The 13,945-nt window shown below is 41.7% G+C and carries 13 protein-coding genes; 7 read left to right on the top strand and 6 right to left on the bottom strand.

Translation table 11 applies throughout. The features are described from left to right. Window position 1: 1 nt before the first annotated feature. From traM to DUT70_RS21120, 5 genes are all read left to right on the top strand, one after another. Entirely contained in the window at window positions 2-1,279 is a 1,278-nt protein-coding gene (traM, locus tag DUT70_RS07175) for a conjugative transposon protein TraM (protein ID WP_113646652.1), read from the top strand. A 24-nt stretch (window positions 1,280-1,303) separates the two neighbouring features. Then, complete coding sequence (traN, locus tag DUT70_RS07170) at window positions 1,304-2,149, top strand: conjugative transposon protein TraN (RefSeq protein ID WP_113646651.1); 846 nt, start codon at window positions 1,304-1,306, stop codon at window positions 2,147-2,149. 64 nt (window positions 2,150-2,213) lie between these two features. After that, window positions 2,214-3,251, top strand: coding sequence for a hypothetical protein (locus DUT70_RS07165; RefSeq protein ID WP_113646650.1), 1,038 nt, complete (start codon window positions 2,214-2,216; stop codon window positions 3,249-3,251). 25 nt (window positions 3,252-3,276) lie between these two features. After that, entirely contained in the window at window positions 3,277-4,284 is a 1,008-nt protein-coding gene (locus tag DUT70_RS07160) for a hypothetical protein (protein ID WP_113646649.1), read from the top strand. A gap of 5 nt (window positions 4,285-4,289) precedes the next feature. Then, on the top strand, window positions 4,290-4,628 hold the full coding sequence (locus tag DUT70_RS21120) for a hypothetical protein (protein ID WP_128353326.1): 339 nt from the start codon (window positions 4,290-4,292) through the stop codon (window positions 4,626-4,628). Here the strand turns inward: DUT70_RS21120 and DUT70_RS07150 are convergent. Continuing rightward, window positions 4,609-4,980, bottom strand: a complete 372-nt coding sequence (locus DUT70_RS07150) for a hypothetical protein (RefSeq protein WP_113646647.1) — start codon at window positions 4,978-4,980, stop codon at window positions 4,609-4,611. The genes DUT70_RS21120 and DUT70_RS07150 overlap by 20 nt on opposite strands. 245 nt (window positions 4,981-5,225) lie before the next feature. Between DUT70_RS07150 and DUT70_RS07145 the strand changes: the two genes are divergently transcribed. Beyond that, the gene (locus DUT70_RS07145) at window positions 5,226-6,872 is read left to right on the top strand and encodes an ATP-dependent nuclease (protein ID WP_113646646.1); all 1,647 of its coding nucleotides are present in this window, start codon (window positions 5,226-5,228) and stop codon (window positions 6,870-6,872) included. Next, window positions 6,856-8,025, top strand: coding sequence for a UvrD-helicase domain-containing protein (locus tag DUT70_RS07140; protein WP_113646645.1), 1,170 nt, complete (start codon window positions 6,856-6,858; stop codon window positions 8,023-8,025). The genes DUT70_RS07145 and DUT70_RS07140 overlap by 17 nt, the downstream gene beginning before the upstream one ends. 96 nt (window positions 8,026-8,121) lie before the next feature. On the opposite strand, the gene DUT70_RS07135 is transcribed toward DUT70_RS07140, so the two are convergent. From DUT70_RS07135 to DUT70_RS07115, 5 genes are all read right to left on the bottom strand, one after another. Continuing rightward, window positions 8,122-9,648, bottom strand: a complete 1,527-nt coding sequence (locus DUT70_RS07135; protein ID WP_113646644.1) for a patatin-like phospholipase family protein — start codon at window positions 9,646-9,648, stop codon at window positions 8,122-8,124. A 1-nt stretch (window position 9,649) separates the two neighbouring features. Beyond that, window positions 9,650-10,000, bottom strand: a complete 351-nt coding sequence (locus DUT70_RS07130) for a hypothetical protein (protein ID WP_113646643.1) — start codon at window positions 9,998-10,000, stop codon at window positions 9,650-9,652. Between the two features lie 178 nt (window positions 10,001-10,178). Then, window positions 10,179-10,931: a Shedu anti-phage system protein SduA domain-containing protein gene (locus DUT70_RS07125; RefSeq protein WP_205529758.1), complete on the bottom strand. Its 753-nt coding sequence runs from the start codon at window positions 10,929-10,931 to the stop codon at window positions 10,179-10,181. 355 nt (window positions 10,932-11,286) lie between these two features. Further along, window positions 11,287-12,444 (bottom strand): TIGR03364 family FAD-dependent oxidoreductase, encoded by a 1,158-nt coding sequence (locus tag DUT70_RS07120; protein ID WP_113646642.1) that lies wholly within the window; start codon window positions 12,442-12,444, stop codon window positions 11,287-11,289. A 6-nt stretch (window positions 12,445-12,450) separates the two neighbouring features. Beyond that, complete coding sequence (locus DUT70_RS07115; protein ID WP_205529757.1) at window positions 12,451-13,779, bottom strand: DUF5690 family protein; 1,329 nt, start codon at window positions 13,777-13,779, stop codon at window positions 12,451-12,453. Between the last annotated feature and the right edge of the window lie 166 nt (window positions 13,780-13,945).

Here is a 13,945-nt window from a genome sequence, read left to right as displayed (position 1 = left end):
TATGAAACAGCAAAACAACAACAATGACAGAAAGCGCCGGATGCTATTGGTATTTCCGGTGCTGGTGTTCCCCTTTGCCACGCTGATCTTCTGGGCCCTGGGCGGTGGAAGTGGAGGCGCTGCAAAAGGTGCCGAACAGAAAAGGGGCCTGAACCTGGAAGTGCCCAGCGCAAACAACGTCGAGGAACCTGCCGACAAGATGGGCTTTTATTCCCAGGCCGAAAAACAGGAGATGGAAAGGGCCAAGCTGATGAAGAACGATCCGTATTCGCAGATGGGATTTGATACGGCTGCACTTGACGGACAGCACGCGGGCGGCATCGACAGATTTGGCAGGATGGAAGTTGCCTCTGGGACCAGCGGGCAGATGGAAGATCCCAACGAAAAAAGGCTCTACCAGAAATTGGCCGCCCTGCAACAGTCGCTCAAAGAACCCGCGGCACCCGAAGTCGTGTCCTCACCAAGGGCAAGGTACCAGACCGAGCAGGCACCGGTCAACGCCGAGATGCAGCGACTGGAAGAAATGATGCAGCGGATGAACGACCAGCAGCCGGCCGAGGACCCGCAGATGAAGCAGGTCAATGCTGTACTGGAGAACATCCTTGACCTACAGCATCCTGAACGCGTACAGCAGCGCATCAAAAAGACCTCTGAGCTCAACCGCGGCAGTGTGTATCCCGTTTCGCTTCCGGGCGAAGATAATCCGGTCAGTACACTAGCTGTTCCGGATAGAAGGGGAAGTGTTCCCATGGGTTCCAACGGCTTCTTTGGACTAGATCAGGTTTCCGAGCAACCAGCAGATGCCGCATCAAGGGCGATCAGGGCAGTGGTGCACCAGAGCCAGACCCTGGTCAATGGGAGTACGGTGAAGCTCAGGCTCCTTGATCCGGTGTTCATCAACGGCACGTTTTTGCCCAAGGACCAGTTTGTCTATGGAACGGCCAATTTGAGCGGCGAGCGCCTCACGGTGAGCATTGAAAGCATCCGCTACCTTTCCCAGTTATTTCCCGTAGAACTGGGCGTGTATGACATGGACGGCATGGAGGGCATCTATATCCCTGGTGCCATCAGCAGGGAAGTGGCCAAACAGGGGGCCGACAGGTCCGTTCAGAACCTGGGGCTGAGCACCTTTGATCCGTCTTTCGGGGCCCAGGCGGCAAGCGCAGGCATCGAGATTTCCAAGAACCTGTTCTCCAAGAAGGTCAAACTGGTAAAGGTACAGGTCAAATCGGGCTATCAGGTCATGCTGCTCGACCTTAAACAGCAAAAGAACAAATAGGTATAAACATTAATCGAAAATCAGATGAAAACAAAAACATTATTGATTGCCATCGCCCTGGTGATGACTGCCATCCAGGGATGGGCCCAGCAGGCTACCTTCCAGACCGACAGCAAATCGAGGCTCGAACCACTGCCCCTGGGCATCTCGCTACAGAAAACAACGAACCTGATCTTTCCCTTTGCCATACGCAGTGTGGACAGGGGCAGCTCAGAGGTGCTCGTACAAAAGGCCAAGGGAGTGGAGAATGTCCTGCAGCTCAAGGCGGCAAAGGACAGTTTCCAGCAGACCAACCTTTCGGTCATCACCGCGGACGGTTCGCTCTATTCGTTCATGCTGAATTTTTCGGCACAGCCGACCAGTCTGAATCTTCAGCTGGCCGACAAGCCAATGGGCTATGAGCCACTGGCCATTTTTGCCGCCGCAAAGGACAACCAGGAGAAGATACTGACCGCATCGGAATTCGTTTCGGTAAAGAACAGGAGCCTTTCGGGTCCGAGCAGTTCCAGATCGGGCATCCAACTGCAATTGTTGGGTATGTTCATCAGAGAGGGCGTACTTTACTTCCAGCTTCAGCTTGCCAACAACAGTAAGATCCCCTATGACATTGACCAGCTGCGCTTCTTTATCATAGACCAGAAAAAAAGCAAACGTACCGCATCCCAGGAGCTTGAACAGTCACCCCTGCATATCCATGGGAACACCACGGTGGTACATACGGCATCCAAACAGGTGATCGTAGTGGCCCTTGAAAAGTTCACGATTCCCGACAAAAAGAATCTGGTCATCCAGCTCAATGAAAAGAACGGGGGAAGGCATCTTCAGCTCAAGGTAGCCAACAGGCACCTTGAAAGATCGATTTCCTTCTGATCGTAAAAATTAGCCTGGTGGTACATGCCATCAGGTCATTCATTCACCAATAAACAACAGGATTATGAGCAATGCAGAAATCAATCAGGAGAACTTTGACTACCTGGCAAAACAGCTGGCCTACAGCGGCTTCAGCGAGATCAGCCAACAGGAGCTGGAAAAGAAGATGTTGAAGGACAAGGAGGAGTTCAGTATCGAGCACTCGGCAATGATAGGCAAGGACAAGGTGCACGTTACCCTAAACTTTGCCAAGGGCAAGAACAGGCCCGAGCTTTCGGACAAGGAATACTATTTCTTCAATTCCTTCGACATGCAGTTGCAGAAGGAGGGACAGGAAAATGCCATCAAGCAGAATTTTGGGATGTACTATGGTAATTCCTTTTCGATGCATGAGGCCTATAACCTCATGGATGGAAGGTCGGTGAACAAGACCTTTATCTCCAAAGACAAGGAACCGTATAACGCATGGGCCTACATCGACTTTAAGAAGACCACCGATGACGGGAACTTCCAAATGAAAAGGGCGTTCAACTTCGACCTGGACAAAGCGCTCCAGAAGCTGCCGATCAAGAATATCGAAGTAGAAAAAGTACGGGAAAACCTGGCAGCAAACTTGGGCCGCGGCACTATTCAGATGGTGAATTTCGTGTACGGCGACAGGGAGGAAAAACGCTATATCGAGGCCGCCCCGCGCTACAACGGTATCAACCTGTATGACGAGAACATGAAAAGACAGTTCCTGGCCAACGAAAACGATAAAAAGCAGCAGACTGGTGAGCAACTTGACCAGAGCCAGCGAATGGAAAATGGTAGCGAAGCGGTAAAGTCCGAAAGCCAGCCAACGGAAACCGAAGTTTCTGCCCATAAGCAGGAGAACGGTGAAAACAAGCCTGGAGCGGTAGTGAACGAAACAAGCACCGAAGTTTTACAGGTGGATAAGATGAAACCAGAAGCACAGACGCAGAAACAGGAGACAGCCGATACAAAGGCAGTAGCGGCTACGCCTGCAAAACAGGAACATAAGAACGGTCAGAAAAATGACCCCGCAACAAAGCAAAAGGTGGCCAGCAAAAAGCAACGTTCAAGGGGGAGGGTGAGGTAACTCACTCTCCTAAAATGGAAATAAGATGATCAACAGGATAGAGTCGGCATTCCAGGAGATAATCAAATGGAAGAAACGTTTTGACGAACTTTTCTCCTTTTCGCAAGAGGTGCGCAACGGGCGTGATTTTAAACTGGCAGAACTTGGCATGTACAACCGCCTGCTCGACAGAAAATACCCCAGTCTGAGCAGGGATGAAAAGCTGATGAAAAAGATGGTCCGCGGACACCGCCGACAATTGGTAAAGCAGCTCTATCCAAATCCACTGGTCAGAATGGTGCGAAGGCTTTTTGACCGTTCGGTATCGGTGGGCCGCCGGATTTCACAACTTTTACAGGGCGATGTACAGAAAGAGGAGAACAGCCAACTTCTACAGCAGATCGATAGGCTGGGCTTTACAGGTCTTGGTGAGCAGCTCGGTGGCAAGCTAGCGGAAGGCCAGCGCAGCTTCACCATCCAGCAGCTTGTTTCCAAAAACGAAACCGAAATGTTGAAGTATTCCCTAAACATCGCCCCCGATGACAGGGGGAGATTGTGCGTGGAGAGCTTCGAGCTGGCCAGGCAATCCGGTACAAAACTGGAACATTTCAAGTTTACGGCAGATGATGGGATCAACAGCTCGCAGGCCGCTGAACTTGCCGGTGGAAGATCTGTTTATGTTGGAAGCAACAACTGGCAGATGATAGATTTCAACGATCGCGATGCACAGGGGAACTATGTGGTCCGTAAGATCAACGTACCTGATTTTGATATGGAGAAAGAGCTAGACAACTTGAGGCCAATCAGTGGCAGTGCAAAGCACCTTATCGAAGCTATCCAGCAGGGAAAAAGGGTAGAAGTGGAAATAGAAGTTCGGGGTAATCCAACCAAATTTCAATTGGAAGCACAGCCGCTAAAAAGGACGCTGCAGCTCTACCGGGATGGAAGGAAGTACAATGCTAAGCTTGATGAGGTACCTGCTAATGGTGCACAGGGGAAACCATTAAAGATTTCCCATAAACAAGGTAGGAATGAAGTGAAGGTGGGAAGGTGAAGGTAATGGAGCAAAGTCTATTGTCAATATTTTTGATGGATGCCGGGACCGACCCGCGGATCGCCCCGATACATATCAGCCTGTATGCGGCCCTGCTGTTCATATTGGAGAGGGAGGGCGGCGAGCAGCCCATTATTTTCAAAAGGGCGGAACTGATGGCGATCAGCCGAATCGGCGGCTTTAATACCTATCACCGAACTTTGAACGACCTGATCGAACGTGGATATATCAGGTATCAGCCACGGTTTGACAGACGGGGCAATCTTGCTTTTTTGGTCGGCAAAAAACACCGCAGTTTGAACGATAAATTATCAGGAAGCGAAGCTATGAGACATCTACAATAAAAATCTTGTCCTTATTGTGTTTTCTTCGGATGGTGATCACCATTTTGCTTTGTTTAAGATCAATTTTCTTAAGACCTGAAATGACCACATCGTCCTTGGCAGTGATCCAGAACGGTTTGCTGGTTGCACTCTTTTTTAAGGCAATCAATATGTAGCAAATAACCGAGTCCTTTCCAGTCTTTCCATCATTTAAGGTGAAGATCATCGAGTCGCTTTCAAAGAAACTTGACTGTACCGAAGCAAAGTCTTTAGCATCCGTTACAATACGGTTCTTTCCCGAAGTAATGGTGAGCGTTTGGGAGAAAAGATTGCAGCTGGATAAAATTGCTGCTAATAAGATTGTTGTTTTCATGAAAGGTTAACGGTTTATGATCGTAAAGGTATTTAAACGAACCGTTAAAGCACATAGAACAAGCTAACAGATGTTGAATAGAATTATATCTAATCATCCTCCAGTAATGTTAACTACTTTATCTCTATACCTATTTTTGAGAAAAAATAAAAAAATGCTACTTTGTACAAATAATAGATTATAAGCTACTTGGATGACGAAAAGATTGTTGTTTATATGTGAGCTTATAACACAAAAACGCAATCATGTACATTAGTAAAGTCATTATAAAAAACTTTAAATCCTTTCGTGAACCATTCTGTTTGAATTTAAATAAGGGGCTCAACATTATTGTTGGAAATAATGGCACTGGTAAATCAACAATCTTGGAGGCAATCCATCTTGCTTTGTCTGGACTTTCCAACGGAAGATATTTTAAGAATGATCTATCAGAATATTTCTTTAATTATGATTCTGTCCATGAATATCTCGATAGCTTGGACACGAATAAGCCACTTCCGCCCCCTGAAATATCGATCGAGGTTTTTATTGGTGGAAATGATCTTCCTTTTTTTGAAGGAGATGATAACAGCACGAAAAGAAGCGAGTGTGGGATCTGTTTCAAAATTGCTTTAGCTGAAAAATTTAGAGGAGAATATAATGACTACGTAAAGGATGGTGGAATTGCGGCCTTACCAATTGAGTTCTACGAAGTAGACTGGACAACTTGCGCTAGAGAATCTATCACTCCAAGGAAGATTCCTATTAAATCAGCTCTAATAGATTCTAGCTCAAATCGCTATAAGAATGGTTCTGACGTTTATATCTCACATATCATTAAAAACCACTTAGACGAGAAGGACCGTAATGGATTGGCACATGCCCATAGAAGATTGCAGGCTGCTTTTATTCAGGACACATCTGTGGTCAATGTCAATAATATCATCAATGGCTTAGCAAAAGATGAGGTCAATAATAAAAATATAAAACTAACTGTTGATCTTTCTTCTAAAGATGCCTGGGAAGCAAGCTTTCTAACCTCGGTTGAAGATATTCCATTCCACCACATAGGAAAGGGTGAACAATCGATCATCAAAACAAAACTTGCTCTTGAACATAAAAAGTCAAAGGAAGCGAACATCATCCTTTTAGAGGAGCCAGAGAACCATTTGTCACACTCTAGGCTAAACCAATTGATCAGAAATATTCATGATAAGTGTAGTGATAAGCAGATTCTGATTTCAACCCATAGTAGTTTTGTTGCAAATAAGTTGGGCCTGGAAAATTTGATAATAGTAGAAAATAGGAAGTCTGTGAGGTTAAAAGACCTTCCTTCTACAACACAGGACTTCTTTGAAAAGATACCCGGATATGATACCTTGAGGCTGATCCTTTGCAAAAAAGCAATTCTAGTCGAGGGCGATTGCGATGAACTGCTTGTGCAACGTGCATATATGGACAGTAATGGTGGCCGTTTACCTATACAGGATCAAGTGGATGTGATTTCGGTCGGAACAAGTTTTCTAAGGTTTTTACAGATTGCAGAAAAGATAAATAAACCTGTTAGTGTAGTTACAGATAATGATGGAAAGCCAGATGCAATCCAAGCTAAGTATGCCGATTATTTGGGAGTAAATTCCAAACCAGGAATTAAGATTTGCTATGATGTTAATGTAGATGTCGGTGATCTAAAAATCGCTGATAAGCCTTTCAACTATAACACGCTTGAGCCTAAGTTTTTAAAGTCAAACGGCGTAGAAAACATCAATAGGATCTTGGGAACGAAAAATAAAACTGAAGATCAGCTTCACGAGTATATGAAGGCAAACAAGACCGATTGTGCACTGAAGATTTTTGAAACAAAGGAAAAGTTGACTTTCCCTCAATACATCCTGGATGCCATCGAAAAATAACAAGCTGATAATTTCAGCTGCTGGGTCTGGTAAGACGACTTATTTAGTTCGCGAGGCATTAAAAGTGTCTCATGGGAACGTACTTATCACAACTTATACAGAAGCTAACGAGCAAGAGATTAAAAAGAAGTTTTATGACATCAATGGTTCTATTCCGATTAATATTACTATCCAGACCTGGTTTTCCTTCCTACTTCAACATGGAGTACGACCATATCAAGGAACTATTTTTGACGGACATATTAAAGGAATGCTGTTAGTTAACGGAGCATCAGGAATAAACTACGTAAATAAGCAGGGTATCTCTGTGCCCTTTACCGAAGAAAAAGATTTTCAGAAGCACTACTTTTCAAAAAGTGATAAGTTGTATTCCGATAAACTTGCAAAATTTGTTGTTAAATGCAATACGCAATCAAAAGGAAAGGTGGTGGATAGACTTGAACGCATATATAATTATGTCTTCGTAGATGAGGTTCAGGATCTTGCTGGAAACGATTTAGAATTTCTGAAGTTACTTTTTAAAAGCAAAATAAATACGACACTGGTCGGAGATCCACGGCAAGTTACCTATCTTACTCATAACGAAAAGAAATATCATAACTATAAAGATGGTAACATAAAACAGTTTATTCTCGATAAGTGTGCAAAGGAATGCACTATTGATGAAACCACGCTGGGTCGTTCGCATAGGAACAATGCTGAGATATGCAGCTTTTCGTCAAAATTGTATCCATTGCTTGAGCCAAGCATTCCATGCGACTGCATTGAATGTAGAAGTAGTTCCAGTACCCACAATGGGGTGTTCCTTGTAAGCAGTGGTGATATTGATGCTTATCGGGTTAAATACAATCCAGTGGTATTAAGACACCAGCTTGCAATTGAACCAGAGTGGAATTACGGGAATTGCAAAGGATTGGGATTTGATCGGGTACTAATATATCCCACCGAAACTATCTCAAAATATTTGTGTGATGGAAGGCTCTCTAAAGAGGTCAAAGATAAGTCTGGCAATATAAAACATAAAAACGCATTCGATATCGCAAAATTTTATGTGGCTTTGACTAGAGCTAGATACAGTGTCGCAATCGTATGTAACAACTTTTCGCAAGAATATATCGATGGATTAATAAAATGGTCATCCAAAGGTGATTAAATTGGTGGATATTCGAAAAGCTGCTTTTTTTGGTATAAAGCGCTCATTTCGATGGTTTTAAGGGTCTTTATATCTATCGCTAACTTCGGTTTTCCGCTATTTAGATATCCCTAATTCAGTTTGGTGAGCATCTATATCTTTTTTGTTTGCATCTGTGATATTCTTGCGCATGCGTTTCACTTTCTCCTTCTCCTTGGACAGTGATGCTAGATCTACATTTATATCCTGATGATGTTTCAACAAGTATTCAAGAGCTCCTACCTTTCCAGCTGAAAGGAGAAATTCCTTTTGGTAATCAGTCAATGAAAACTGCGTCGTTTTAATAGGGGAGGGATCGATAATGACAATACGGTCCAAGTTTGCATCGACAATCTCTCGCTCGTCCGAATCGGTTACGATATCTATCAGATCAGATTTAATTTTATCGGCGGATTTTTCCGGCTTAAGATAAAGACCTATGAATAGGGATTGGTTATTGTCAGCCATAAATCTTCGAAGAGGAAAATTATTACCAAGCCCTCCATCATATACTTTTTTCCCCTCTAATTCAACGGGAGTAAAGAACAATGGTATTGACATAGAACATCTGGTTGCGAAAGCTACATCTGTTTCGTTACGTGTCCCTTTACTATCAAATTTCAGTGTCTCGCCTCGCGACCAAGAAGCGTACAGGATTGCTCTGTGCGGTAAGTCTTTCATCTTTACATTCGAGACCTGGTTAGGTAGTTTTTCGACAATTAGCTCGTCAATCCACTCGCGGAAATGTTTGCCTGAGTGAAGTCCATTTTTGGTTATGCCGTTCCAAAATCTTGTAAAGAAGCCATTTTTAAATTCGCTAAATTCTTTTTCTCGTAGGATATGTTCAAGTTCGGAAGGAGAATAGCCAGCAGCCAACAATGCAGCGGCAATTGCTCCAGCTGAGGTTCCTGCAAAAGTATTGAAGGAGAAATATTTTTCTAGTTCCTTCAATGCTCCTACTAAAGCAAGCCCTTTAACCCCTCCGCCTTTCATGACCAAGGCCAATGGCATTTGATTACTCACAACATGTAGAAGTTTATCTATGGCGGCTCCAACTGCTACTGTGTAGTTGGGAGAGCTACTGAGTTGACGGCGACAATTATCGCAGAGCTTTCCTGTACTGTAAGAGAGTAGCAGATCTCGTTTAGATATTTTATTGTCGAACATACAGGTATTGGTCTGATGACTTGCGATATCCTGGTTAACAAAACTCAATACGTACCTTGTAAAGTAATACCTGCAAAATCTTATCCGATCAAAGATAAACTGCCCTGTTCCGCGTTCGAATGTTTCAGTGGTAAACCAGGCCAGCCCATCATTCGATTTACTGCCAAAAAGGTTGGCAAGTTTGCCCGATAGTGGTTTGGAAATGACAAGGATTACAAAAGGGCAATAACCTTGTTTGCTTCTGTAATCGGAGAGCCATTGATGGATTTCATCGTTTGTGTAGGCTTCTCTTTTAAAATCGAAGCCTTTCTTTTGCTGATCCAAATCGGCTATCTGGAATATAAACTCTTTTTGCACGGTGTTCAACGGAAGTATGGACGTTGCGATATCGTTCAATAGATCAGATTCTGAAGTAATAATGTGTATTGGAAAGGGCATTTTAGATTATAATTAGAAAAGGATCTTCATCAAACAGCTCTCTGGGACCATCGGTAGCCCTGATCCCAAATTTATATTCTCCGGTTTCTCGTGCAACTCCTTGTCCTATCCGAAAGTAATAGCGAGGATCAAAACCAGAAATACGGCTGGATCTTATCTTATTTGGAAATCCTTTAGGCGTTTCAAAAGGAAAGTAGACTTGGAAATCAATCCTTTCTGCTATATCAAAGTATTGGTAATCGGGTAGGACGTGTGCCCAAAAGTTCACGATTGTTCCTACTTGTACGATAATTTTTTCCTCAAAGTGTAGTTTATTGCCGACTGTAAGGATATAGTTTGTTTCTATTGGCATTAAAGAAGGAGGTTTAAGGGTTAATTTGCAGAGGTTGCGTTCAGGTTTCTCTCAATGATATGATTGGTAGTTAAGTTGGTAAAAGTGTTTAAGGCTAAGATACTAATTTAAAACTGATACAAAATAGGGTGTCGGTCCTCAGCATAAGGCCTTTTTTGAAAGGCTAAAAAAGAAAAATTTAATCCAAAATCTTTCTCCAATTTGCCATGTAGTCGTAGTTTTTCCAGTAACTCTCAAGCCTAGAATGGGATAAAGTTCTTGGGGTTTCTTCAAAGCTCCAAAATTCTTCAGGGTGTTTTTCAAGAACGTCGAGTGCATCGAAGAAAGTCTGCATCGAACGTATCTGTATATTGGAGGTTTGATGATGATGTACCCGCCATTTTTGTGCATGCTCAGTTTTCCATTCTTCGGCAGTTCCAGCAACGAGAATAAATCGAAATTGTGCAACTGCCCCAAATATTCTTCTTTTCTCACCATGGTTTTGACTGAAATATTGGTCCCAAGTTTTGACCTGTTCAATTGCTCCCTGAAGATCCGCTGTTGGTTTTCCATCTTTTTTAAAAAGACGTAAACTTGGTTTTTCTATTTCTACTAACACCCATTCAGGACCAGAGGAATTATCATTTAGCCAAGCAAAATCACAGCGAAAATTACCGCCGAAATTCAGTTCATGAAAGATGGGCTGTACTGCATATTTTCTAGTAAAAAGATCATAGAACAGAAATGTATTGTCCTTTAGTATTTTTAGTACTTCGATTTCCGAATTATTGTCGTAGGCTAAATGAAGTTTTCCTTTAACATCCTTTAAATCCCATACCACCTTTTCTTTATTTGTTTCATTGCCTTCCTGAGACAAAATCTTTACTTCTTTATTTTTTTCTGTGCCATTTTTCGACTCGCCATCTTTCAATAAGCCTTCTGATAAATTCATACGATGATTTGCTTAAAAGACTAAAGATAGCAACAAATACGCTGGTGATTTTAAAAAACTGAATTTCGCTTTATTAAATAATTAAATGGTGATTTGGTTTGAATTATCATGATTTAAAATATCTAAAAACTTAAGAAGTGGTTCTAAGAATTTCCCATCCTCGGTACAGTTCTAAGTATGCATGCTTAGGGTGTAACCGTACTTTGAACAAGTCAAAGTACGGTTTTTTAATATTAAATAGCGCTTTTGCATTACTTTATCTATGTTCAAAACTATTTCTGCCATGGTCTTTACAATTACGGGAGGATTAGCAGATTAAGTTTGAGCAATATATTGTATACAGCCTGTTCTATAACTAGCTTAAAATTTCATTGATACTTTCTTGGACATAACCAGCACTAGCTGTCATGCCTTTTCCGCCTATGGCAGTTCTAATATGAATGCGGTCGTCTAAATCGTATGTCACAATGTGCTTTGTAGGATGTTGCGGATAAAAACCAGCCCAGTAATGCTGTATTTGCCTTACATCAAAATCAACAATTCTTTGTGCTTCAGTCAGCATCAATTCGTTAACGTACTGTTTCAGATCAAAGCCTAAATCGTCAAAATTGGTAACTGGCGCATATTCATGGCTATCGCCGATGATAAAAGAACCATCTGCGGCTTTTTTGAAAAGAATATGGATGCCCCATTCTCTAAGCTCTTGGTAATGAGCAGGCGTTGTAATATTCTTAAAAGAAGGGCAATGGTGTTCAAAGCTTTCGTATCTACGTGTTGTTAAGCCAGTTAGAATATTTCCTTCTAAGTTGATATGGGGCATAGGAACCGTACGCATCATCTGCAATTTGCTAATCACGATACCACTTGAGAGAAACAATTCGGGGAATAACAATTTAAATTCGTAGCCATTGCAAAGAATAGCTTTTGAACCTTCAAAAACATCGCCCTTTGAAGTGGTAACTGTAATGCCGTCAGTAACGCTATCGCAACCCACAACTGGTGTATTGTAATAAATGGTATAGTTGTCGAATTTTTTCGACATATATAGCTGCAGTCTTCTTATCATTAAGTTAGGCTCAACACTTACTTCCGTAGGGAAAAAAAGTGCCTCCTTAACATACTCTTTCCTTAAGTTGGGATGTTTGGCCAGCACCTGTTCAGCACTCATCAGCTCTGCTTCATAATTCAAACCATCGTAGTGTTTTTTAAGTTCGTGCAACAATGTAGCTTCATCATCATCTGATGCCAGGTAAAGACTGCCATTGTTTCTTACCGAAATGTCAAATTCAGCCTGTATTTCTTTATAAATCTTGGTTGCCGTTCTGCCATATTCAAACCATTTGTCTTCCATTCCAGAAGGGACAACTTGACCAAAATTTCGAACTGTCGAGCTAACTGGGTAATTGTCCTTCTCTAACTGAAGTACGGTTTTACCTTTTTTTAATGCATGATAGGCGTGGAATGTTCCAAGAATTCCGCCGCCAATAATAATGATATCGTGATTTTTTTTCATTTCGGTTTATATAAGAGATAGCTTTGTGTTGTTTGAAGTTTGCAGACTGGTTCTTTTTTCTTGAAGCCTCGCTTTGCGTTTAAAATAAAAAATAGAGAATATGGTACAAGCTACGCCAATAAAAGAACCCCAGATTAAGGCATCTGTAAAAAAAGTGAGCCAGCTAATTGAAGGGTTGCCAAATTGTTTGAACCCTAAGATACCGATGCTGGCCAAATAGCCAAAAGCATCAGCAAGGTAGATTAAAAAGCCAATATTGCTTTTGTAATGATAGGTAGCAATAAAACGTTCGAAGAAAACGGCATTATAAGGTAGATAGGCCATAAAAAGGCCGATTCCTACGCTTGTCATCCATACCACGGGGTTGATGTATTGGAAATGGTAAAGTACAGATGAAAATAATATCAACACGCAGCCTAAAATAATCATTACGTGGATGAGCATAAATGCTTTGAGGTTGCTTTTAACAATAATTAAAAGGCTTAACAATACTAGGATCACCAAACTAATAATAGTGTCTATTTGCGTAAAGATTTGGTTATTGGTAATACCTAGTCCATGCCATATTTCTACCTCGAAATTATCTCTGATATCTCTTAAAGCAGTAAAAATAACGTAGGTGATTACCGTAACGATGATTCCTGGTAAGAAAAAAGCTAAAAAGGCAGCTCTTTCTTTTCTATCCATCGGAACACGTTTGGTCCTTAATTTTTTATCTTCTTCTGTCGGTGAAGGCATCAACTCCAATAAGGTAACAAATAATAGAAGTGGGAGGAAAAACAAAGCACCTATGCAAAAAGGCATCCATATTTCCTTAATTTGGGTGTATTCCATCAATTGTCTCGCAACCGTTTTGATAAAACCAGAAGCAAATATCAGAGTGGTGGCCAAAACTGCCCCCATAAATTCGGTGGTTTTTCTGCCTTCTAAATAGCTGCAAACCAGTCCCCAAATCATTCCGAGTGGAAAGCCGTTGATAACCATAAAAGCAAGGTTGTAAGGTGCGGGCACTATTGCCAATGCTAATAAAGCCAACCAACTAATGAAAATGAGTTTTACAATACTGCGTGCTCTATTCTTTTTGTCTGATTCTGAAATATACTTTATGCCATAAAACTTGCTAATGGTGTAGCCAATCATCTGGGCAATAACCATACAAATCTTAAAATCAATACCGAAAAAATCTAAATTGGCGAAGGTGGCTGCAGCAAAGGCTTTCCTAAAGGCATACATAGAAGTATAGCAGCCAAACGCAGCAATTGCGCCAAGTAAGGTTATCCAAATGCTATTGCATTTCGCAATTTTAGCTTTAACTAAAGAAAATTTATATAGCATATTCGTATGTAATTCCATTCAAATTCAAAACCACAGTTTCCTATATTTTGAATTTGTAAGTTTTTTTAATGTTACAATTTTAAACAATGTTTATTATTTGTAAACAAATTTCGGATTAAGAAATTGTTAATGTTTGTAGGTGTTTATGTTAAAAAAAGAAGCATCT

It is taken from the genome of Pedobacter chitinilyticus (assembly GCF_003313385.1).
In the GTDB taxonomy this organism is placed as follows: Bacteria; Bacteroidota; Bacteroidia; order Sphingobacteriales; family Sphingobacteriaceae; genus Pedobacter; species Pedobacter chitinilyticus.
Note: the sequence above shows the minus strand (reverse complement) of the source record. Positions and strands in the feature narration are given on the sequence as shown.